Genomic DNA, 21606 nt, shown 5'->3' with positions numbered 1-21606 from the left:
CCAGGTCACGCTCATCGCCGCCACCCCCGGGCGAGTGCCGCGCCGACCGCGCCGACCAGCAGCGTCGCCGCCGTGGCGGCCACCGCGCCGAGCACCGCCTGCTGGCGGCGGACCCGCCGCCGCACCTGCGCGTACGGGGTGGTGGAGAAGGAGACCAGCTCGTACTGCGAGACGTACCGGCCGGGCAGGGCCCGCTCCAGCGTGTGGTCCAGCCCGCGCCGGGCCTGGAACACCGGGGAGGCCACCTTGTCGCGCATCTCCACGAAGTTGGTCAGCGCCATCCGGGCGATCGCCTCCGTGTCGTCCTGCCGCCGCGCCTGGAACAGCGGCAGCGCCGCCGCCCAGTCGTCGCCGCACTCGTCGAGGCAGTGGTCGAGCACCACCACGTCCTCGAAGGCGCAGTTCGCGCCCTGGCCGTAGAAGGGCACGATGGCGTGCGCGGCGTCGCCGACGAGGCCGACCCGCCCGTTCGCCTGCCACGGGGCGCAGCGGACCGTGCCGAGCACCCCGATCGGGTTGTGCTGGTAGTCGTCGACCAGGTTGGGGGCGAGCGGGACCAGGTCCGGGTAGTGGGTGGCGAAGTGCCGCTCGATCGCCGCCGGGCTGCTCAGCGAGGCGAAGCTCGCGGTGCCGTGGGTGGGCCAGAACAGCGTGCAGGTGAAGGAGCGGTCCGGGTTGGGCAGGGCGATCATCATCGAGGTGCCGCGCGGCCAGATGTGCAGCGCCGCCGGGTCGAGGGCGAACTCGCCGCCGAGCGCCGGGATGGTCAGCTCCTTGTAGCCGTAGTCGAGGAAGTCGAGGCTCTCACTCAGCGCCCCGTACGCGAGGAGTTGCCCGCGCACCGCCGAGCCCGCCCCGTCGGCGCCGAGGACGACCGGCGCGGTGGCCGTGACCTTGCCCTGCGGCGTCTCGAAGGCCATCTCCCCGGTGATCGGGTCGAGCCCGACGAGCCGGTGGTCGAACGCGACACGCACCCCGGGCAGCGTGGTGGCGGCGGTGAGCAGGGCGTTGTTCAGCGCGCCCCGGCTGATCGAGTTGATCGCCAGGTCCCCCGCGGCGCTGTACGACTGGAACTGCGGCTCCCCCGCGACCGGGTGGATCATCCGGCCGCGCATCGGCAGCGCGTCCGCCATCACCTGGCCGTCCAGGCCGATCCGGCGCAGCGCGTCGAGCCCGCGCTCGGACAGCGCCAGGTTGATCGAGCGGCCCCGCTCGGCCTTCCCGGTGCGCGGGTCGGGCCGCCGCTCGTAGAGCGCCACCCGGTACCCGCGCCGGGCCAGGAAGCAGGCCAGCAGGCAGCCGGCGAGCCCGGCCCCGACGACGGCGATCTCGTCCCGTTCCGCGTTCATGAATGCCTTTCCACGGTCGCGGCCAGCGCGTCGGCGACCCGCCAGCAGTCGTGGTACGTCGAATACAGCGGCACCGGGGCGAACCGGACGACGTCCGGCTCCCGGGCGTCGGCGATCACGCCGTGCTCGTGCCGCAGCCGCTTGGTCAGCTCGCCCGCACTGCCCGCGCCGATACGCAGCGAGAGCTGGCAGCCCCGGCGCTCCGGCTCGCGCGGGGTGACCACCCGCAGCGGCCGGTCGGCGGTGACCTCGTCGAGCAGCCGCTCCAGGTATCCGGTGAGCCGCACGCTGCGCTCCCGCAGCGCCGGCATGCCGACCGAGTCGAACAGCTCCAGCGAGGTCCGCACCGGGCCCATTGCGAAGATCGGCGGGTTGGAGACCTGCCACGCCTCCGCGGTGGCCGGCGGCCGGGACACCGGGGCCATCTCGAACCGGGTGGCCGCCTCGGTGCTCCACCAGCCCTCGAAGCGGATCAGGTCGGCCCGGCCGAGGTGGCGCTCGTGGACAAAGACGCCGGCCAGCGCGCCCGGGCCGGAGTTGAGGTACTTGTAGGAGCACCAGGCCGCGAAGTCGACGTCCCAGTCGTGCAGCGCCAGTGGGACGTTTCCGGCCGCGTGTGCCAGGTCCCAGCCGACCACCGCCCCGGCGGCCCGGCCCGCGGCGGTGATCGCGGGGATGTCCATCAGCTCGCCGGTGAGGTAGTTGACCCCACCGAGCAGCACCAGCGCGACGGTGTCGCCCTCGGCGGCCAGGAAGTCCAGCACGTCGGCGGTGCGCAGGGTCTCCTCGCCGTCGCGCGGGCGCAGGCGGACCACGGCGGTGTCGGGGTCGAGGCCGTGGAGGCGGGCCTGGCTGCGCACCGCGTAGCTGTCCGAGGGGAAGGCGCTGTCCTCGATGACGATCCGGGTCCGCCTGCCCGCCGGCCGGTAGAAGCCGACCATCAACAGGTGCAGGTTGACCGTGAGGGAGTTCATCACCACGGCCTCCGCGGGCCGGGCGCCGACCAGTCGCGCGACCGGCCCGGTCAACAGCTCGTGGTACGGCAGCCAGGGCCGGTCCGCCTCCAGGTGCCCCTCGACGCCGAGCCGGCCCCACGCGTCCAGGTCGGCGAGCAGCTCGCCCCGGGTGGCCCGGGGTTGCAGGCCGAGCGAGTTGCCGGCCAGGTACGCGGCCTCCGGGTAGCGCCCGCCGTCGGCCGGCGGCACGTGGAACAGCTGCCGGTGCCCGGGATCGGCCTGGTCGAGGCGGTGCGCCTCCTGCTCCGAGGGGCGCGTCGCGTCCCGCTCCTGCGTGTTCATGTCGTGCTCCTCGTTCACATCGCCGTCCGGGCCGACCACAGCTCCGGGAAGACCACCCGGGCCATGCTGCGCTGCAACCAGGCGAGGCCGGCCGAGCCGCCGCTGCCGACCTTGGCGCCCATCGCCCGCTGCACCGCCTTGACGTGGTTCCACCGCCAGTCGCCGAACTGCTCGGCCACCTCGGCCAGCGCCTCGCCGAGCAGGCGCAGGTGGTTGTCCGGGCCGTCGTCGCCGTACACGGCCACCCAGGCGGCCTCCACGGCCGGGTCCGGCCGGTGCTCCTCGGCGACGTCCCGCTCCAGCACCTCGCCGGGGACGTCGAAGCCACGCCGGGCCAGCAGGGCGACCACGTCGTCCCAGACGCTCGGGGCGGCCAGCGTGTCGCGCAGCTCGGCGTGCACCTCGGCCTGCCGGCGGAACGGCCGGATCAGGGTCACGTCGCGCAGGCCGAGCAGGAACTCCAGGTGCCGGTACATCGCCGACTGGAAGCCGGAGCCCTCGCCGAGCAGGTTGCGGAACCGGTTGAAGTCGGCCGGGGTCATCCAGCGCAGCCCCTTCCAGGCCGCGTTGAGCCCTTCCAGGTGCATGGCCGCACGGCGCAGCGGGGCCAGCGCTTCCCAGACCCGGTCGGCGCGCAGGCAGCGCTGCGCCTCGCGCAGCTCGTGGCAGGTCAGCCCGAAGTACAGCTCCATGATCTGGCTGACCATCAGGAAGGACATCTCGCCCGGGTCGTCGCTGAGCGGCTGCTGCAACCCGTGCAGGGTGCTGGCGTGCACATACGCGTCGTAGGGCACCCGCTCGGCGAACTCCAGCGTCGGTTCGCCGCCGTTGCGGGCCGCCCGGGCCGCCCGCTGCTGCGGGGTCGCCGGACGAACCGCCGCGGCCAGCGCGGGGGCCCGCAGGTCCGTCTGCTCCACCTGTCGTCTCCTCCATCAGCCGGGTAACGTCATGGTGCCCTGGTGAAGGGGCGAATGGAATGCCGGATCGACGGCACTACTGGCCTCCGACCTGCGACGACAAAGGCGAACACCCCTTCGGGGTTTCGGGAAGGAAGGTCAGGCGTGGACCACATGGACTGGGCCCTGCTGCGCGAGCTCCAGGCCGACGCCCGGTTGTCGTTCAGCGAGCTGTCCCGCCGGGTACACCTGTCGCCACCGGCGGTGGCCGAGCGGGTCCGCCGGCTGGAGGAGTCGGGGGTGATCACCGGCTACCGCGCCCACGTCGACCTGGCCCGGGCCGGCCGCTCCGTGGTCGCCCTGATCCGGATGTCCTGCTACGGGTCCCGCTGCATCCTGCACGACCCGGAGGTGACGCACTGGCCGGAGATCCTGGAGATCCACCGGATCACCGGCGACGCGTGCAGCATGCTCAAGGTCGCGACCGGGTCGATCGGCGAGTTCGAGCGGGTGATCGACCGGCTCGCCCCGTACGGCCAGCCGTCGAGCACCATGGTGCTGTCCACCCCCCTCGACTGGCACCCCGTCACCCTGCTGGACGGCGAGCCGCCCGCCCAGCGGTAGCGCCCGCCCGCCTATGGAGCTGAGTCGTCTGCGTCATCAGAACCGAGTGGCGCCCCGCGCCCCGGACCGCACCCGGTCGGCATCCCGGCCCGCCGCGCCGCCGACGGCGGGTTTGCCCCGACCCCGTGGGGAATGCAGGACGGACTACCCGGGGGAGGATTCCGGTGCCCGGCACCGGGAGGGGGGAATCATGCGGGGGCTCACCGCGTCACATCGCGTCCTGTCGGCCGTGCTGACCGTGTTCGGCCTGGTCGGAGCGTTCGTCCTGGCCACGGTCGCGCCGGCACGGGCCGGGGAGAACACCTTCGTCGAGGTCACGCCGAACAGCGTGCAGGCCGGCAGCCGGGTCAGCATCCGGGCGAGCTGCGACAACGACAACAACCGGCAGGCGGACGTGCAGTCCGACGCCTTCGGCCGGGTCGTGCTCCGGCCCGACAACGGCTTCCTGACCGGAACGGTCACCGTCCCGGGCAACAAGCAGCCCGGCGACTACCCCGTCGAGCTGCGCTGCCGCAACGGCGGCACCGCGACCACCACACTCAACGTGCTGAACATGGCCCAGCCGAGCAAGGGGCCCAACACCGGTGGCGGCGGCACGGCCGGCGGCGACCGGGGCGCCGGCTCGCTGCTGCTCGTGGGCGGCCTCGCGGTGGCGGCCGTGGCCGCCGGGTTCGGGGCGTTCGGCTCGCGTCGGCGTACCGGGACGCGTTCCTGACGAGGTCGCCATGGCCCGCCGACGTACGCGTGCCGACTCGGCCCGGAGGCCGCGCCGCACCGCCGGCCGGTTCCGGACGGGGGTCCGGCTGGTGGCCCGGGGGTGCGGCCGGGCCGCCCGGGCCGCCGGGCAGGTCTTCTCGGCCAGCGTCGCCACGGTCGACCCGGACACCCGCCCGGTGGCCGTCGCCCCGGGCCGGGGCGGGCCGGGCGCGGCCCGGTGGCGGCTGGCCGGCCGGGGTCCCGGCGCCCCGGTGCTGGTCATCGCCGCCCTGATGGCGCTGATCGTGACCATGCTCGGCGTCGAGCGGGTGACCGGGCACAGCGTGCTGCCGGACCGGTTCGTCGCCGGGCTGCGGCCCCCGCCGAAGAAGTTCCCGGTGCTGCCGGCCAGCCGGCCGGTCGCCATCAGCAGCGACCCGATCGACCTGGACGCCCCGGTGCACGACGTCGGCATCGCAGCGGACGGCAGCATCGGGGTGCCCGACGCCGCCCGCGCCCAGGAGGCCGGCTGGTACGACCAGGGGCCGACCCCCGGCCAGTACGGCCCGGCGGTGATCGTCGGCCACGTCGACACCCGGACCGGGCCGGCGGTCTTCCACGGCCTGAAGGAGCTGCGCCCCGGCGACCGGGTCGAGGTCCACCGGGCGGACCGCTCGGTGGCGGTGTTCGAGGTCGACTCGGTGCACCGCTACGACAAGGACGAACTGCCGGTGGGCGAGGTATACGGCGACTTCACCCGACCCAGGCTGCGCCTGATCACCTGCGGCGGCCGGTGGGTCGGCGGGGAGACCGGATACGCCGACAACGTGGTGGTGTACGCGTCCCTGGTGAAGGCCCGCCACGAGTGAGAGCGCCGCTCAGGCCGCCGTTCCCGGCTCCCGGCCGACGGAGCGCCGTTTCCGGCCCCGGCACCGCTCAGGCCGCAACCTCGGTCTCGGGCTCGCACAGGTCGAGCCAGTCGGCCCAGCGCGGGTCGGGGGTGCGGTGGCCGAGCACCCGCCAGGCCGTCCCCTTCGGGACGGCGGGCGGCGAGTGCAGCCGCCAGCCGAGTTCGGCCGGGGTCTTGTCGCCCTTGGTGTGGTTGCACCGGCCGCACGCCGCCACAACGTTCTCCCAGGCGTGCCGGCCGCCCCGGCTGCGCGGGAACACGTGGTCGATGGTCTCCGCCGGGCCCCGGCAGTACGCGCACCGCCAGCCGTCCCGGGCGAAGATCGCCCGGCGGGAGAGCCCGACGTGGGCACGGTAGGGAACCCGGACGAACCGCGTGAGCCGGACCACCGACGGCACCGGGAGCGCGTTGCGGGCACTGTGCAACACGCCCTCGCCGTCGGCCACGCAGACGGCCTTGGCGGAGAGGACGAGGATCGCGGCGCGACGCACCGACACGACACACAGCGGCTCGTAGGTGGCGTTGAGAACCAGCGCGCCGGAGCCCACCGTGGGTCGTATGTCAGGCATCGAGCTCACCCTCCCGGTCCAGCCGCTCCCACCGCCGGGCGCGCCGGGCGTGCCCGCGCACGGCGGAACCACGTCCGACGCCGGCAGGATCACCGACGTCCGTTGCGCCAATCGTCCCTGATACGACCCCGGATTGCACGTACTAATGTCGGAAGCCGGCTGGGCAACACCCGGAACCGGACCGATCTGACCCCTGAGCAGGGCGGGACCCCTCAGCGCCGCGCGACGTATCACCCCCGTTTTCGATCTCAGTTGTGCTGGATCCGGGCCCGATGATCATGATTATGCATTGAACTTGGTAAACTTGATCAAGTTAACTCAAGATCAATAGTGCCCCGTCATGCTGCCTTGAAGGGGCAAGCCGGGTGCCGGATCTTGGATTCGGTGGCGAATCCGGTGATCAGTTCCATGACGTGGCCGACCCCGACGAGAACAGCGCCACGATCGCCCGCCGCAGCGCTTACCGGATCCTCCTACCCACCGGCCACCGCCCCCCACCGCCTCATGCGTGGGAAGACAGCCTGCCCGACACGTCCTCGACACCCACGGCGGTGGCAAAGATTCGGGCGGGAGCGCTTCGGTCACGGAGTCTGGGGGTTCCTGGCGTGGGCGCCGCTGCACAGCAGGTGTGCCTTCCGGTGCCTATGGAGCTGAGTCGAATACGACATCAGCCACACCCCGCCGCCAGCCACGACCCGACGGGGCGGTGGGTAACCGCGAACGGTGGTGGCCCGACCGACGGTGATGACGTGAACGACTCAGCTCCATAGGCACCACCCCTATGTCATCGACCACCGCCCACAGTTCCGCCTGGGTCACCGTCCCCCTGCCGGCCGGGGACCGCACCCACGACCAGACAAAGGCCCTGCCCCGCGTCACCCTCCAGCCAGGCCACGGCATCGCGTACGCCCAGGTCAGACTAGAGTGCCTGACGCGAAGCGGAAGCCCTCTCGAAGCGCTGGCCATGGGTCCTCCCGCCCCTTCGTCGTCATGGCGGGCACAGCCGCGCCAGCCGCCGCACGTGGGCCAGGCCGCAACCTCGCCCGCCCAAGCCCCGGTGACGAGCTATGGATCGACCGGGAGGCTTCGGTGCAGTTCGCATGGCAGCCCGCGGTTCAAGAACTCCAGCAACTCGACAGACCCGCCCGGCACGGCACGGGAGCACCCGCCGGCGCGGGCGCTCCCGTGGTGTCACGTTTGCGTGGCTATCGGTACTGGAGATTCGTCTGCATTTCCACGACGCGGCCGGCGATCTGCAGATTGCCGTCGGAATCCAGGATGGCTATGATCTTCTTCTGGCTTCCGTGGTAGGTAGTGAAGAAGATCTTGTCGGCCTCCTGGCTGGTGCTGTGGTTCGTGTTCACCGACAGTTCGATGCTGACCGGGGAGCTGATCAGCACGTCCCGCTTGGGTGAGTTCGGGTAGCACTGATTCTGCCGCAGCTTGATTCGCCCATGGGTGTCACCCTCGTCCCAGTCCGTGGCCAGGCCCAAGTCCACATCCGGCATCGGGATCTCCCTTCCATGATTCGCGAGAATTTCCCGCGTCAGGGGGCAAGCCTATGGCGCATATAGTCGGCCGTGAGTGTCGGCTATATTGCCGAGCCGATTAATAGTTTGGCTATCGCCCGGTAAAGGTGATGTAGTCCAGGACCCGATCAGGGGCTCAGGTTAGGTGGCGGGCCACCGGTCGACAACTCGGCGACCCCGCCTCGGCCAGGCCCAGCCGGCCCGACCCCGGCAAACCCGTGCGTCCACTGCCGCGCATCCGGTCGAGGCTGGCGCCGAGCTGCGCGTGCTCCTGGTGGCGATCGACGCCGGCCGGCACATGATCGCGACAACCGCACGGCTCGCGGCATGTGCAGGCGCTCACCGACTGGGGGTGAAGAGGTCGCCGCCGACCACCAAGCACCCGAACATGTCGCCGAGGACAGCCCGTTGGCGTTCTGTGAGCGGATTTACGAACACCGCAACACCGACCCCTGCCGCCCGGCACGCTTGCGCGACTTCGCGCCCGTGCCGGCTCACCACCCGCCCGCCATGGGCCTCCACGGAAGCCGCCAGCACGTCGAGCTTCGCGCCGAACTCGCTATCCCTCCCGGAGAACAGGCCTATGAGCGCCACGTCGGCGCCCGCCAGCATGGAGGTCGGCGGCCCGACCGAATATTGCCGCACGGGACCATGGTGCCAGACGGCACACGGGCATCCGCTCGTCGGCTATGAGCGAGCGGATGTGCTGCCAGCTCGGCCCCCGCAGGTGGCCAATGCGTTACGGCTGATCTCGTATACATCGCTCGATGACATTTGCTGCTGCACCAACTGACAAGCTTTCGGTATCGATTCGCATGTCTGCGATCGGCAAGCGAAGCGTTTGCTCGACAGCCGTAAATTGTTGCCTCCCGGCCCCGGTACCCCGCAACTGGACGCGCTCGCCAAGCACGGCTGGTCCGCCGGGGCCGCGTACCGGATGGTGGGTCCGCCGCGGGCCGTTCGGCGGCCGTGGGGTACGAAGACAGGGTGAGTGCCGCCAGCCTGATGCTCGCCGCCGCGTCCGTGGTGGCCCCGAGCCCTTCCCCGAACGCCACCCCGAGCGCCGACTGCCAGGGCAGCACCTCCTGCGAGTGGGTGTTGGAGACGACCGGGTCGTCGTGGTTCGCCGAGGGCAGCTACTGGATCCTGCTGAAGCCCATGCGGGTGCTGGTGATCCTCGTGCTGGCGTTCGTCGCCCGCTGGGCGCTGCACCGGATGATCAAGCGGCTGGTCCGCACCACCGCCGACGGGGTGCCGACCATGCTGCGCCCGCTGCGGGAGCGGGTGCCGACCGCCGCGCACGAGCCCGGCGAGTTCGTCCCCGAGCGGCGCCGGCAGCGGGCCGAGGCGATCGGGTCGGTGCTGCGCAGCATGGTCACCGCGTTCGTCTTCGGCATAGCGCTGCTGATGATCCTGCGCGAGTTCAGCTTCGACCTGGCGCCGCTGCTGGCCAGCGCGGGCATCGCCGGCGTGGCGCTCGGCTTCGGCGCGCAGAGCCTGGTCAAGGATCTGATCGCCGGCGTGTTCATGCTGGTGGAGGACCAGTACGGCGTCGGCGACACGGTCGACCTGGGCGAGGCGACCGGCGTGGTGGAGTCGGTGGGGCTGCGGGTCACCACGGTCCGGGACAGCCGGGGCGTGCTCTGGTACATCCGCAACGGCGAGATCATCCGGGTGGGCAACAAGAGCCAGGGCTGGGCGCTGGTGGTGGTCGACCTGCCGATCGGGTTCGCCGGCACCGAGGAGGCGACGGCGGTGCTGCGGACCGCCGCGGCCTCGGTGGCGATGGACCCGGACCTGGCCCCGGAGATCGTGGAGCCGCCCGACGTGCTGGGTGTCGAGCAGATGACGGTGGACGGGGCGGTGATCCGAACCGTCGTCAAGACCACCGCGGAGGGGCAGTTCTCGGTGGGCCGGGAGCTGCGCCGGCGGCTCGCCGAGGCGCTGGAGAACTCGGGCATCACGGCGAAGATCGCCGCCGCCCGCCTCTACCCGGGTTTCCCGCCGCGCGCCACTACCGAGGACGGGACGACCGGCCAGGGCGGGGCCACCTGAACCAAGAAGAACCTCGATGACCTGCGGTTCCTCTGACCGAGAATCCAGGGGTCGCGGACCGCACGGCCCCTCGGGTATCGTCCGTTCGTTCAGTCGGAGATGCGACGATCAAACCGTTCGCCCTAGCCAGCTCTCAGACGATCGGGCAGAATCCGGTACGCGCCACCTGCCGGAGCGTGATCACGTCTCGCTGATCCGTAGATCTGACGACGGTTTCCCGGGCAAGCCATCACGAGTGGCCCACCCGGGGAACGATGGAGGCCACGGTGCCCGACGAGCGACCCTCCCAGGAAGGGCCGGCCACCTTCCGTGAGGTGTTCGCCCAACGGGAGTACAGGGCGGTCTTCGCCGCGAGCGCGCTCTCCTGGATCGGCGACTTCGTCGCGAAGGCCGCGGTCACCGTTCTGGTCTACCACGAGACCCAGTCCGTGGCCTACTCGGCCGCCGCGTTCGCGGTCAGCTTCCTGCCCTGGCTCATCGGTGGCCCGCTGCTGGCCACGCTGGCGGAGCGGCACCGCTACCGCTCGGTGATGGTGGCCTGCGACCTGATCCGGATGGCCCTGATGGTGCTGGTCGCCATCCCGGGCAACCCGCCGTGGCTGATCCTCTGCCTGCTCTTCGCGACCACCCTGGCCAACCCGCCGAGCCAGGCCGCCCGGTCCGCGCTGATGCCGCTCATCCTGACCGGCGACCGGCTGGTGGTCGGTCTCTCGCTGAACAGCAGCACCGGCCAGGCCGCCCAGGTGGTCGGCTACCTGATCGGCGCGGCCATCGCGGCGGTCAACCCGACCGCCGCCCTGCTGCTCAACGCGGCCACCTTCGCCCTCTCGGCGGCCCTGGTCCGCTTCGGCATCCGGGACCGGCCGCCGGCGATGAGCGCCGCACACCGCAGCCACCTGCTGCGGGAGACCGGCGAGGGCTTCCGGATCGTCTTCGGCACCCCGGTGCTGCGGGCGATCGCCCTGCTGGTGTTCAGCTCCATGCTCTTCTCGATCGTGCCGGAGGGGCTGGCCGCCGCCTGGGCCCGGGAGGGCGTCGGCGGCGGCCTCGACACCGGCGCGGCCCAGGCCGTCATCATGGCCGCCAACCCGATCGGCTTCATCCTGGGCGGGCTGCTGGTCGGCCGGGCGGTCGCCCCGGCCCGCCGACTGGTCCTGATCCGGCCGCTGGCGGTGCTCGCGCCGCTGGCCCTGGTACCGGCGCTGTTCGACCCGCCGCCGCTGCTGGTGGCCCTGCTGGCCGCCCTCTGCGGCTTCGCGGTCGCCGGGCTGCTCCCGGTCGCCAACGGGCTCTTCGTCCGGGCGCTGCCCAACGGCTACCGGGCCCGCGCGTTCGGGGTGATGGCCACCGGGGTGCAGGTGATCCAGGGCTTCGCCGTGCTGGCCACCGGCCTGCTCGCCGAGCGGTTCTCGATCCCGTTGGTGGTGGGCGCGTGGAGCGCGGCCGGGGTCCTGCTGATGGCGCTCAGCGTCGCCCGCTGGCCCAGCCGGACGACGATCGACGCGGCCATCGAGGCCGCCGGGAACGCCGACGGCCTGGTCCGGCCCCGGCCGACGGGCGACAGCGACGGGCAGTTGGGCGACGTGCCGGGCGAGCGCGGCCGGCGCAGCCACGCGGTGGGCTGACGGGCGGGACCGGTGTGACGAGGTCGGCAGCGACCCCGGCCGGTACGCCTCCGCCGACCCCGGGCGCACCTGGCAGGATGGAACGGTGAATCCCGCAGGTGAGTCCGAGCGTGCCGTGACCCTCTTCGAGGCGGTCGGCGGCGAACCCACCTTCCGCAAGCTGGTGGACGAGTTCTACGCCGGCGTGGCCACCGACCCGCTGCTGCGACCGATGTACCCGGAGGAGGACCTGGGCCCCGCGGCGGACCGGCTGACGCTGTTCCTGATCCAGTACTGGGGCGGCCCGAACACCTACTCCGCCCAGCGGGGGCATCCCCGGCTGCGGATGCGGCACGCCCCGTTCCGGATCGGCGCGGCCGAACGGGACGCCTGGCTGCACCACATGCGCCGGGCCGTCGACCGGCTGGACCTGCCGCCGGAGATCGCCACCGCGCTGTGGGACTACCTGGAACGGGCCGCCTACTTCATGGTGAACGCGATGGACGACCCGGCGGCCGGTCCGGTCTGAGCGGCCGAGACCACGGTCCCGCCCGGCCTGCCACCCGGGCCGGGCGTCCGCGCCCCGCCGGCCTCGCCCTGCCCAGCGCCCCGCCACCCGGCAGCCCGCCCGGGTCCCGCGAGGGCAGCCCGGGCGGGCGTGCGGGTCAGAGCAGCGCGCCCTCGTCGTGCAGCCAGTCCACGAAGGTGGTGGCCACCGCGGCGCCACAGTCGAGCATCTCGACCAGGAGCGCGTCGTGCGTCCCGGCACCGAGGGGCACCTGGAGCTCCGCGTAGATCGGCAGTTGACCCCGCTCGGTGGGATCGCCGATGTACGCCTTGCAGAACCGGCGGGTGTGGTTCCACTCGTTGACCACCCGGTAGGCCCGGTCGGCCCAGTCGGGCGGCACCGTCGCATGTGGACGGGCCCGCATCACCAGGATCTCGTCCTCCGGGCCCTCCAGGGTGACCAGCACCGCGTGCCGCTCCCACATGGCCAGCAGGTTGCCGTCACCGTCGGCCAGGTAGCGCACGTCCAGCAGGTCGAGCGCGTCGCAGACCCGGCGGAGGGTGACCGGCGCGATGGTTGCCGACATGTCGGTGATCACGGCACGGTCGGCGGCCGGGCAGTCGTCGCCCGGTTGACGTGGGGCCGGTGGTCCGACCCGGACGGTGCTGTCCACTGTGATCCCGCTTCGAGTTTCCGGTTCGCCGCCACCGGCGGGACCGGGGCGCCATGACCACCACGGCATCGCTCGCGCACCTCACTCCCCAGCGGATCCAGCCGCCTACGGTGCGTTGGATCCGAGGATGGACGGTACCCGGACAGCCGGGTTGAAGCATCCCCCCAACGGCAGCCCCGGGCCAGAAGAACGACCATGGGTCATACTTTCGGCTGAACCCCGAGCGGCGTGACGGCAAGATCGGCCACCTTCTGCAACCACACGGCTCCGTATGGTCCCACCAGTCCGACCCATCGGCCGACCACCCGCACCTGAACGTCGCCGCCGGCGGTCCCCGGCGCCGCGGTCCCGGTGGCGCTGCCGGGATGGCCCAGGAAGCCCATCCGGACCAGACCCTGAACCAGCCGCTGGGCGATCTCGACCGGCGGACCGGGCGGGTCGTCCGGGGTGACCACCACGGCCACGTGGTCGAGCAGCGCGTCCCGCAGCACCCGCTGCCCCACCGCCCGGCCGGACACCCCGTGCGCGGCGGCCTCGCGCAGCGTCCCCGCCGCCGCCTCGGCGATCCGCCACAGCTCCCCGGCCGGCAGCAGCTCCACCGGCCGGCTCGCCGCCGGCGGCAGGGGCCAGCGCCACTGCGCGTCCCGGCGGGCCGGCAGGGTGTGCCCGCCGGCCGTGAGTTCGGCCAGCAGGTCCCGGGCGGCCACCGTCACGTCCCCGCAGCCCACCCCGGCCACCGTCCGGACGGCCAGCACGCCCCACGGCAGCCGCGCCCAGAGCGCCGTCCGGTCGGCCGGGCCGGCCGGCGACGGGGCGGGACGCAGCCGGGCCAGCGCGGCCCGGTCGAGCCGGACGAGCCGGGCCAGGAACGCGCCCGCGTCGGCCACCCCGGCCAGCCCGTGCCCGCCACCGGCCACGTCGGGGCCCTGAGGGCGGGCCGGGGTGCCGCTCACGCCGGGGCTCCGGCCGCGCTGATGCCCGGGGCGTACGCGAGCAGGAAGGCCCGCTCCTCCTCGGTGATCCGCCGGGGCCGCTTGGCGACCAGGTCGAACGGCACCAGCACCGAGCGGGCCGTGCTGGCCAGCACGTCGGCGTCGTACAGCTCGTAGCCGACGGTGAACCGGGATGCCCGGATCTCCTCGATCCACAGCTCGATCCGCACGGTGGGGGCGGCCGCCGCGGTGGCCCGGCCCAGCGCGTAGTCGACCGGGCGCAGGTAGTCGACCTCGTGCCGGCGGATGACCACCCCGTCGGCGAAGGAGCCCACCCCCCACGCCCGGCCACCGGCGAACATCAACGCCACCCGCGCCTCCTCGTACAGGGTGAGAAAGCGCGAGTTGTTGACGTGCCCGTACGCGTCCAGGTCGGACCAGCGCAGCGTGCAGTGGTAGACGAAGCGGTCAGTCACGGGTGAGCTTGCGGTAGGTCACCCGGTGCGGGCGGGCCGCCTCGGCGCCGAGCCGATCGATCTTGTTCTTCTCGTACGCCTCGAAGTTGCCCTCGAACCAGAACCACTTCGCCGGGTTCTGGTCGTCGCCCTCCCAGGCCAGGATGTGCGTGGCGACCCGGTCCAGGAACATCCGGTCGTGGGAGATGACCACGGCGCAGCCGGGGAACTCCAACAGCGCGTTCTCCAGGCTGGACAGGGTCTCCACGTCCAGGTCGTTGGTCGGCTCGTCGAGCAGGATGACGTTGCCGCCGATCTTCAGGGTCAGCGCCAGGTTGAGCCGGTTGCGCTCGCCGCCGGAGAGCACCTTGGTCGGCTTCTGCTGGTCCGGCCCCTTGAACCCGAACGCCGCGATGTACGCCCGCGACGGCATCTCGACCTTGCCCACCATCAGGTAGTCCAGGCCGTCGGAGACGACCTCCCAGACGCTCTTGTCGCCCTCGAGGCCCTGCCGGTTCTGGTCGACGTACGACAGGGAGACGGTGGGGCCGACCCGGACCTCGCCGCCGGTCGGCTGCTCCAGCCCGACGATGGTCTTGAACAGGGTGGTCTTGCCGACGCCGTTCGGGCCGATGATGCCGACGATGCCGTTGCGCGGCAGCGAGAACGACAGGTTGTCGATCAGCAGCCGGTCGCCGAAGCCCTTGCTCAGGCTCTGCGCCTCGATCACCGTGCTACCCAGGCGCGGGCCCGGCGGGATCTGGATCTCCTCGAAGTCGAGCTTGCGGGTCTTCTCCGCCTCCGTGGCCATCTCGTCGTACCGGTCGAGGCGGGCCTTGGACTTGGTCTGCCGCGCCTTGGCGTTGGAGCGGACCCACTCCAACTCCTCGGTGAGGCGCTTCTTCATCTTGGCGTCGCGGCGCCCCTCGACGGCCAGCCGGGCGGCCTTCTTCTCCAGGTAGGTGGAGTAGTTGCCCTCGTAGCCGATGGCCCGGCCGCGGTCCAGCTCCAGGATCCAGCCGGCGACCTTGTCCAGGAAGTACCGGTCGTGGGTGATCGCCATGACGGTGCCGGCGTACTTGGCCAGGTGCTGCTCCAGCCAGGAGACGCTCTCCGCGTCCAGGTGGTTGGTGGGCTCGTCGAGCAGCAGCAGGTCGGGCGCCTCCAGCAGCAGCTTGCAGAGCGCGACCCGGCGGCGCTCGCCACCGGAGAGCTCGGTGACGTCGGCGTCCGGCGGCGGGCAGCGCAGCGCGTCCATGGCCAGTTCGAGCTTGGAGTCGATGTCCCAGGCGTCGAGGTGGTCCAGCTCCTCCTGGAGCCTGCCCATCTCCTCCATCAGCTCGTCGGAGTAGTCCGTCGCCATCTGCTCGGCGATCTTGTTGAACCGCTCCAGCTTGGCCTTGGTCTCCGCGACCGCCTCCTCGACGTTGCCGAGGACGGTCTTGGCGTCGTTGAGCGGGGGCTCCTGGGCGAGCATGCCGACGGTGTAGCCGGGCATCAGCCGGGCCTCGCCGTTGCTCGGCCGGTCCAGCCCTGCCATGATCTTGAGAAGGCTGGACTTACCGGCGCCGTTCGGGCCGACCACACCGATCTTGGCACCCGGCAGGAAGCTCAGCGTCACGTTGTCGAGCACGACCTTGTCGCCGTGCGCCTTGCGCGCCTTTTCCAGGACGTAGATGTACTGGGCCACGGTGCGGGCTACCTCCGTAGGTTGCGATCTGGGAGCTTGCGGGTGTGGGCTGGCGGGCGCGGGCTCCGGCGCCACTCGGGGGGCTCCGGCGCCACTCGGGCTTGGTGTGCCGCCGGGGCTCCGGGGCCGCTCGCCGCCGCCGGCCGGGAGCCGGCCACAACGCACGCCATCCTCAATCCTGACAGGTACGCCGGGCTTCGCCCACATCACCCCGCCCCGACCGCGCCCCGGCGAGCCACCGACCGGGCGACGGCAGGGGTCGGGACGGACCGGTGGGAGCGCCGGGCGGGCCCGGCGAGGGGTGGCCGACGGCCCACCTCCGGCCGAGGTCGCCCGGGCGTGATCACCTTCACGGTTCGCCGAGCGTGGGACGGGTAGGTTAACTCCGGCACGGGGCATCAGAGGCCGCAGCTACGCTCAGTACGCTCATCGCGGTGGACCCCGTCAGCACCCGGAGGTGGCCGAACGTGACCGTCCGCAGTTCCTTTGTCGTAGTGGCGAACCGACTACCGGTCGACGAGGTGAACACCCCGGAGGGGCGGCAGTGGCGCCGCAGCCCGGGTGGCCTGGTCACGGCGCTGCATCCCGTCCTCGCGGAACACCAGGGCACGTGGGTCGGCTGGGCCGGCGGCACGGGTGCCGCCCCCGAGCCGTTCGACCTGGAGGGGATCCGGCTGCACCCGGTGCCGCTGAGCGCGGACGAGCTGGAACGCTACTACGAGGGTCAGTCGAACGCGACGATCTGGCCGCTCTACCACGACGCGGTGGAGACGCCGGCGTACAAGCGCCGCTGGCGCGAGGCGTACCGGCTGGTCAACGCGCGGTTCGCGGAGGCCGCGGCGGAGGTCGCGGCCGAGGGCGCGACGGTCTGGGTGCAGGACTACCAGCTCCAGCTCGTGCCGGCGATGCTCCGCGAGCTGCGCCCCGACCTGCGGATCGGATTCTTCCTGCACATCCCGTTCCCGCCGATCGAGCTGTTCATGCAGATGCCGTTCCGCACCGAGATCCTGCGCGGGCTGCTCGGGGCGGACCTGGTCGGCTTCCAGCAGCGGCTGGCCGCGCAGAACTTCGTCCGGCTGGCCCGGCACCTGCTCGGGCTGCGCTACGAGGGGCAGATGATCCAGGTCGACGGCCGGCAGGTGAAGGCGGGCGCCTTCCCCATCTCCATCGAGACGAAGGAGATGGAGCGGCTGGCCGAGGACCCGGCGATCCAGGCCCGGGCCAAGCAGATCCGCGAGGAGCTGGGCAACCCGAAGACGATCATCCTGGGCGTCGACCGGCTGGACTACACGAAGGGCATCGAGCTTCGACTCAAGGCCTTCCGGGAGCTGCTGGCTGACGGAAAGTTGACAGTTCCGGACGCGGTTATGGTGCAGGTGGCCACTCCGAGCCGCGAACGGGTGGAGCATTATCAGGCACTACGGGTCAAGGTCGAACGCGAAGTTGGCCGGATTAATGGGGAATTCGGCAGGGTCGGCGTGCCGGCGGTGCATTACCTGCATCAGTCGTACAGTCGCAGTGAACTGGCGGCGATGTATGTTGCCGCCGACGTGATGATGGTGACCCCGCTGCGAGACGGAATGAATCTGGTGGCCAAGGAGTACGTGGCATCGCGCGCCGACCAGGGCGGCGCGCTCGTGCTCAGTGAGTTCGCCGGCGCCGCCACCGAGCTGCGCCAGGCGTTTTTGTGTAACCCGCACGACCCCGACGCGGTCAAGGACGCGTTGCTCAAGGCCGTGCATGTGGAGAAGCCCGAGGCCCGCCGACGCATGCGTGTCATGCAGCGTCACCTGCGCACCCACGACGTGGGTCACTGGGCGAAGTCGTTCCTCACCGAGCTTGGTGTGCCTGATTCGGAGGCTGCGTGAACACGTCCGTCCACGACGGGGCGGCCCCGGCCGCGGGAGTGCTGGATCCCGAGCTTCGGGCGGCCATCGGGCGGATAGCCCGGGTTCCCCAGCTCCTCGTCGCCTGCGACTACGACGGCACCCTCGCGCCGATCGTGGAGGACCCGAGCAAGGCCGTGCCGCTGCCCGAGTCCGTCGCCGCCGTCCGGGCGCTCGCCGCGCTGCCGCAGACCACCGTCGCGGTGGTCTCCGGCCGGGCGCTGCGTGACCTGGCCGCGCTGTCCCGGCTGCCCAGCGAGGTGCACCTGGTCGGCAGCCACGGCTCCGAGTTCGACATCGGCTTCGTCGAGCGGCTCTCCCCCGAGCTGATCGCCGTGCGCACCCGGCTGCGCGACGCGCTGCGCGAGATCGCCAACGCCCATCCGGGCGTCCGGCTGGAGCGCAAGCCGGCCAGCGTCGCGGTGCACACCCGCGGGCTCGACCCGCAGGTCGCCGCCGCGGCCGTCGAGGCGGTCCGCACCGGCCCGGCCACCTGGGACGGCGTCACCGTCACCCAGGGCAAGGAGGTGATCGAGCTGTCGGTGGTGGCGACCCACAAGGGCACCGCCGTCGACCAGCTCCGCACCCAACTCTCGGCGAGCGCGGTGCTGTTCATCGGCGACGACGTCACCGACGAGAACGCCTTCGGCAACCTGCACGGCCCGGACATGGGCATCAAGATCGGCATCGGCGAGACCCGGGCCGACTACCGGGTCGCCGAGCCGATCGAGGCCGCCCGCGCGCTCGGCCTGCTGCTGGAGACCCGGCGGCACTGGCTCTTCGGCGAGCGGGCCGTGCCGATCGAGCGGCACTCGATGCTCGCCAACGGGCGTACCGTCGCCCTGCTCACCCCCGACGCCAAGGTCACCTGGCTCTGCCACCCCAAGCCGGACTCGGCGGCGATCTTCGCCGACCTGGTCGGCGGCAGCCCTGCCGGGCACTTCAGTGTGGCTCCCGAGCGCGGCGGCATCCCGCTCGGCCAGCGTTACCGCTCCGGCACGATGACGGTGGAGACCCGCTGGTCGGGCCTCACCGTCACCGACTGGCTGGACACGCCGGCCCGGGAAACCACACCCGACGGCCCGGTGGTCTTCACCGGCGACTCGACCCTGGTCCGGGTGCTGACCGGCTCCGGGCGGGTCCGGGTGGAGTTCGCTCCCCGGCCCGAGTTCGGCCAGGTGGCCACCCAGCTCCAGCCGGTCGGCGACGGCCTGCTGGTGCTCGGCTCCAACGAGCCGATCGCGCTCTACTCCCCCGGCGTCGAGTGGCAGGTCAGCAACGACGGCGGGTACGAGACGGCCAAGGCCGTCGTGGACCTGTCCGCCGCCGGCGGGCAGGTGGTGTTGGAGCTGCGCTTCGGCACGCACAGCCTGGAACACCACCGGCTGCCGGTCCACGAGCGGCAGGCCGCCGCCGAGCAGCCGTGGAAGGACTGGGTGGCGTCGCTGCGGCTGCCCACCACCGCCCGGGACCTGGTCGCCCGCAGCGCGCTGACCCTGCGCGGGCTCTGCCACGAGGCGACCGGCTCGATCCTCGCCGCGGCGACCACCTCGCTGCCCGAGGAGTTGGGCGGCGTGCGGAACTGGGACTACCGGTACTGCTGGCTGCGCGACGCGTCGATGACCGCGCGGGCACTGGTCGACCTCGGCTCCATCGAGGAGGCCGAGGCGCTGCTGCGCTGGGTGGACGGCTGCATCGACCGCACCGGCGGCCACCCCGAGCGGCTGCACCCGCTCTACACGGTCGACGGGTACGAGCTGGGCGCCGAGGCGGTCATCGACACCCTGCCCGGGTACGCCGGCTCCCGGCCGGTGCGGGTCGGCAACCTCGCCAACCACCAGCTCCAGCTCGACGTGTTCGGCCCGATCGCCGACCTGATCGCGGCCGTGGCCGATGCCCGGGGCTCGGTGCGCGAGGACGAGTGGCGGGTGCTGGAGAACATGGTCGAGGCGGTCCGCCGCCGCTGGCACGAGCCCGACCACGGCATCTGGGAGGCCCGCCTCCCCCCGCGGCACCACATCTTCTCCAAGGTGATGTGCTGGATGACCGTCGACCGGGCGCTGCACGTGGTGCGGCAGCACGGCGGCGAGGACCGGCCGGAGTGGGTGGACCTGCGCGACCGGATCGGCGCCAACGTCCTGGAGTACGGCTGGCACGCCGACGTCGAGGCGTACAGCGTCGCGTACGGCGACGAGGACATGGACGCGTCGTCGCTGTGGATCGGCCTGTCCGGGCTGCTCCCGGGCGACGACCCGCGCTTCCTGTCCACCGTGCTCAGGATCGAGGCGGACCTGCGCAGCGGACCGGTCGTCTACCGGTACCACTGGGACGACGGCCTGCCGGGGCGCGAGGGCGGCTTCCACATCTGCACGGCGTGGCTGATCGAGGCGTACCTGCGCACCGGGCGGCGCACCGACGCGGAGGAGTTGTTCACCCAGATGGTCGACACGGCGGGCCCGACGGGGCTGCTCCCGGAGCAGTACGACCCGCTGGCCGAGCGCGGGCTGGGCAACCATCCGCAGGCGTACAGCCACCTCGGCCTGATCCGCTGCGCCCTGCTGCTGGACAACATGCTCAAGCAGTGACCTGACGCGTGAACGGCGGCCGGAGACTCCGTCTCCGGCCGCCGTTCACGTTCCGGGAACCCGCCGGGCCGGGACGGCGGCGCCCGCCGGCTCAGCCGTCGAGCGCTCCCACCACGTCGCCGACGACCACCACGGCCGGTGGCCGCAGGCCCGCCGCGACCACGTCGGCGGCCACCGCCCCGAGAGTCGACCGGAGGCTGCGCTGGCCACCGGTGGTCCCCTCCTGCACGACGGCCGCCGGGGTCCCGGCGGGGCGGCCGTGGGCGATCAGGGTCTCGGTGATCGCGGCCAGGTTCTTCAGCCCCATCAGGATCACCAGCGTGCCGCGCAGCCCGGCGAGGGCCTCCCAGCGCACCAGGGAGGCCGGCGAGTCGGGCGCGACGTGCCCGGAGACCACGGTGAACTCGTGCGCCACCGCCCGGTGGGTGACCGGGACGCCGGCCGCCGCCGGGGCGGCGATCGAGCTGGTCACCCCGGGGACCACGGTCACCGGCACCCCGGCCGCCGCGCAGGCCAGCAGCTCCTCGCCGCCCCGGCCGAAGACGTACGGGTCGCCGCCCTTGAGTCGGACCACGAACGCGCCGGCCAGCGCCCGGTCGACGAGGATCCGGTTGATCTCCTCCTGGGCCCGGGACGGCCCGTACGGGATCTTCGAGGCGTCCACCAGCTCGACGTCGGGGCGCAGCTCGTCCAGGAGCAGCCCGGGCACCAGCCGGTCGGCGACCACCACGTCGGCCTCGGTGAGCAGCCGCCACCCCTGCACGGTGATCAGCTCCGGGTCGCCCGGCCCGGCCCCGACCAGCGCCACCCGGCCGGCGGCGGGCTCGCGCCCCGGCCCGCTCCGCCGCGAGGTGTCGACAGCGGCCCCCGGGGTCGCCGCCCGGGGCCCCTGGCCGGCACTCAACAGGGCGCGGACGGCGTCGCGGACCGACATGGCCCGGCGGGGATCGCCGCCGCCGAGGACGGCGACGGTGACCGCGCCGTGCCGGGTGACTGCCGGGGTCCAGGCGGTGGCGGCGGCCCGGTCGTCGGCGCGGACGCAGAAGATCCGGCGCTCGTCGGCGGCGGCGCTGACCGCCGCCGCGGCGGCCGGGTCGTCAACGGCGGCCTGGACCAGCCAGGCGCCGTCCAGATCGCTCGGGGCGAAGCGGCGCGGCTCCCAGCGCAGCCGGCCGGCGTCGACGTGGGCGCGCAGGGCCGGGGTCAGCTCCGGCGAGACCACCAGGACGTCCGCGCCCGCGTCGAGCAGCGCCGGCACCCGCCGGGTGGCCACCGCGCCCCCGCCCACCACGACCACCCGCCGGCCGGCCAGCCGAAGGCCGAGGGGGTACGGGTTGGCGCTCACGC

19 protein-coding genes are annotated in these 21606 nt (G+C 72.6%); 8 read left to right on the top strand and 11 right to left on the bottom strand.

Going from position 1 to position 21606, the window contains the following annotated elements:
- Positions 1–11 precede the first annotated feature (11 nt).
- The 3 genes from OOK41_RS09485 to OOK41_RS09475 are packed head-to-tail and all read right to left on the bottom strand — an operon-like array spanning position 12 to position 3564.
- On the bottom strand, positions 12–1349 hold the full coding sequence (locus tag OOK41_RS09485; protein WP_266264020.1) for an NAD(P)/FAD-dependent oxidoreductase: 1338 nt from the start codon (positions 1347–1349) through the stop codon (positions 12–14).
- Positions 1346–2647 carry a kynureninase gene (gene kynU / locus OOK41_RS09480; protein WP_266264018.1) on the bottom strand — a complete coding sequence of 434 codons (1302 nt, stop codon included), beginning with the start codon at positions 2645–2647 and terminating at the stop codon, positions 1346–1348. Before kynU ends, OOK41_RS09485 begins: the two co-directional genes overlap by 4 nt.
- A gap of 14 nt (positions 2648–2661) precedes the next feature.
- Positions 2662–3564 (bottom strand): tryptophan 2,3-dioxygenase, encoded by a 903-nt coding sequence (locus tag OOK41_RS09475; RefSeq protein ID WP_266264017.1) that lies wholly within the window; start codon positions 3562–3564, stop codon positions 2662–2664.
- Between the two features lie 144 nt (positions 3565–3708).
- On the opposite strand from OOK41_RS09475, the gene OOK41_RS09470 reads away from it, so the two are divergent.
- The 3 genes from OOK41_RS09470 (at position 3709) to OOK41_RS09460 (ending at position 5732) form a co-directional block, all read left to right on the top strand.
- Entirely contained in the window at positions 3709–4167 is a 459-nt protein-coding gene (locus tag OOK41_RS09470) for an Lrp/AsnC family transcriptional regulator (RefSeq protein ID WP_117670905.1), read from the top strand.
- Between the two features lie 190 nt (positions 4168–4357).
- Entirely contained in the window at positions 4358–4882 is a 525-nt protein-coding gene (locus OOK41_RS09465; RefSeq protein ID WP_117670903.1) for a hypothetical protein, read from the top strand.
- 10 nt (positions 4883–4892) lie between these two features.
- On the top strand, positions 4893–5732 hold the full coding sequence (locus OOK41_RS09460) for a class F sortase (protein ID WP_266264014.1): 840 nt from the start codon (positions 4893–4895) through the stop codon (positions 5730–5732).
- Positions 5733–5799: 67 nt separating this feature from the next.
- On the opposite strand, the gene OOK41_RS09455 is transcribed toward OOK41_RS09460, so the two are convergent.
- The 3 genes from OOK41_RS09455 to OOK41_RS09445 all read right to left on the bottom strand — a co-directional run bounded on the left by OOK41_RS09455 (position 5800) and on the right by OOK41_RS09445 (position 8516).
- A complete protein-coding gene (locus tag OOK41_RS09455) occupies positions 5800–6342 on the bottom strand; it encodes an HNH endonuclease (protein ID WP_117670991.1) in 543 nt (180 codons plus the stop codon).
- Between the two features lie 1205 nt (positions 6343–7547).
- Positions 7548–7850, bottom strand: a complete 303-nt coding sequence (locus tag OOK41_RS09450) for a DUF6342 family protein (protein ID WP_266264011.1) — start codon at positions 7848–7850, stop codon at positions 7548–7550.
- Between the two features lie 360 nt (positions 7851–8210).
- Positions 8211–8516 carry a hypothetical protein gene (locus tag OOK41_RS09445; protein ID WP_266264010.1) on the bottom strand — a complete coding sequence of 102 codons (306 nt, stop codon included), beginning with the start codon at positions 8514–8516 and terminating at the stop codon, positions 8211–8213.
- A 324-nt stretch (positions 8517–8840) separates the two neighbouring features.
- On the opposite strand from OOK41_RS09445, the gene OOK41_RS09440 reads away from it, so the two are divergent.
- The 3 genes from OOK41_RS09440 to OOK41_RS09430 all read left to right on the top strand — a co-directional run bounded on the left by OOK41_RS09440 (position 8841) and on the right by OOK41_RS09430 (position 12059).
- Positions 8841–9926 carry a mechanosensitive ion channel family protein gene (locus OOK41_RS09440; protein ID WP_266264009.1) on the top strand — a complete coding sequence of 362 codons (1086 nt, stop codon included), beginning with the start codon at positions 8841–8843 and terminating at the stop codon, positions 9924–9926.
- A 254-nt stretch (positions 9927–10180) separates the two neighbouring features.
- Positions 10181–11551, top strand: coding sequence for an MFS transporter (locus OOK41_RS09435; protein ID WP_117670899.1), 1371 nt, complete (start codon positions 10181–10183; stop codon positions 11549–11551).
- 85 nt (positions 11552–11636) lie between these two features.
- Positions 11637–12059: a globin gene (locus OOK41_RS09430; protein ID WP_117670896.1), complete on the top strand. Its 423-nt coding sequence runs from the start codon at positions 11637–11639 to the stop codon at positions 12057–12059.
- Positions 12060–12195: 136 nt separating this feature from the next.
- On the opposite strand, the gene OOK41_RS09425 is transcribed toward OOK41_RS09430, so the two are convergent.
- The 4 genes from OOK41_RS09425 to ettA form a co-directional block, all read right to left on the bottom strand.
- Complete coding sequence (locus OOK41_RS09425; RefSeq protein WP_117670894.1) at positions 12196–12780, bottom strand: YbjN domain-containing protein; 585 nt, start codon at positions 12778–12780, stop codon at positions 12196–12198.
- A gap of 131 nt (positions 12781–12911) precedes the next feature.
- Complete coding sequence (locus OOK41_RS09420) at positions 12912–13664, bottom strand: hypothetical protein (protein WP_266264005.1); 753 nt, start codon at positions 13662–13664, stop codon at positions 12912–12914.
- A complete protein-coding gene (locus OOK41_RS09415) occupies positions 13661–14119 on the bottom strand; it encodes a thioesterase family protein (protein ID WP_117670890.1) in 459 nt (152 codons plus the stop codon). The genes OOK41_RS09420 and OOK41_RS09415 overlap by 4 nt, the downstream gene beginning before the upstream one ends.
- Positions 14112–15788, bottom strand: a complete 1677-nt coding sequence (ettA, locus tag OOK41_RS09410; protein WP_117670888.1) for an energy-dependent translational throttle protein EttA — start codon at positions 15786–15788, stop codon at positions 14112–14114. Before ettA ends, OOK41_RS09415 begins: the two co-directional genes overlap by 8 nt.
- 467 nt (positions 15789–16255) lie before the next feature.
- On the opposite strand from ettA, the gene OOK41_RS09405 reads away from it, so the two are divergent.
- Together OOK41_RS09405 and otsB are read left to right on the top strand one after the other, a co-directional pair.
- Positions 16256–17656, top strand: coding sequence for a trehalose-6-phosphate synthase (locus OOK41_RS09405; protein WP_117670886.1), 1401 nt, complete (start codon positions 16256–16258; stop codon positions 17654–17656).
- A complete protein-coding gene (otsB, locus tag OOK41_RS09400; protein ID WP_117670884.1) occupies positions 17653–20259 on the top strand; it encodes a trehalose-phosphatase in 2607 nt (868 codons plus the stop codon). The genes OOK41_RS09405 and otsB overlap by 4 nt, the downstream gene beginning before the upstream one ends.
- A 91-nt stretch (positions 20260–20350) precedes the next feature.
- Here otsB and cobA read toward each other — a convergent pair whose 3' ends face one another.
- A complete protein-coding gene (gene cobA / locus OOK41_RS09395; protein ID WP_117670882.1) occupies positions 20351–21604 on the bottom strand; it encodes a uroporphyrinogen-III C-methyltransferase in 1254 nt (417 codons plus the stop codon).
- Positions 21605–21606: the final 2 nt, after the last annotated feature.

Source organism: Micromonospora sp. NBC_01655 (assembly GCF_026339755.1).
Lineage (GTDB): Bacteria > Actinomycetota > Actinomycetes > Mycobacteriales > Micromonosporaceae > Micromonospora.
This window is presented reverse-complemented; position numbering and strand designations above follow the sequence as displayed.

Coding starts and splice junctions, on each gene's coding strand:
- kynU (WP_266264018.1), bottom strand. CDS start 2,647: ATGAACACGCAGGAGCGGGACGCGACGCGCCCCTCGGAGCAGGAGGCG.
- OOK41_RS09450 (WP_266264011.1), bottom strand. CDS start 7,850: ATGCCGGATGTGGACTTGGGCCTGGCCACGGACTGGGACGAGGGTGAC.
- OOK41_RS09460 (WP_266264014.1), top strand. CDS start 4,893: ATGGCCCGCCGACGTACGCGTGCCGACTCGGCCCGGAGGCCGCGCCGC.
- OOK41_RS09485 (WP_266264020.1), bottom strand. CDS start 1,349: ATGAACGCGGAACGGGACGAGATCGCCGTCGTCGGGGCCGGGCTCGCC.
- OOK41_RS09465 (WP_117670903.1), top strand. CDS start 4,358: ATGCGGGGGCTCACCGCGTCACATCGCGTCCTGTCGGCCGTGCTGACC.
- OOK41_RS09435 (WP_117670899.1), top strand. CDS start 10,181: ATGGAGGCCACGGTGCCCGACGAGCGACCCTCCCAGGAAGGGCCGGCC.
- OOK41_RS09455 (WP_117670991.1), bottom strand. CDS start 6,342: ATGCCTGACATACGACCCACGGTGGGCTCCGGCGCGCTGGTTCTCAAC.
- OOK41_RS09425 (WP_117670894.1), bottom strand. CDS start 12,780: ATGCCGTGGTGGTCATGGCGCCCCGGTCCCGCCGGTGGCGGCGAACCG.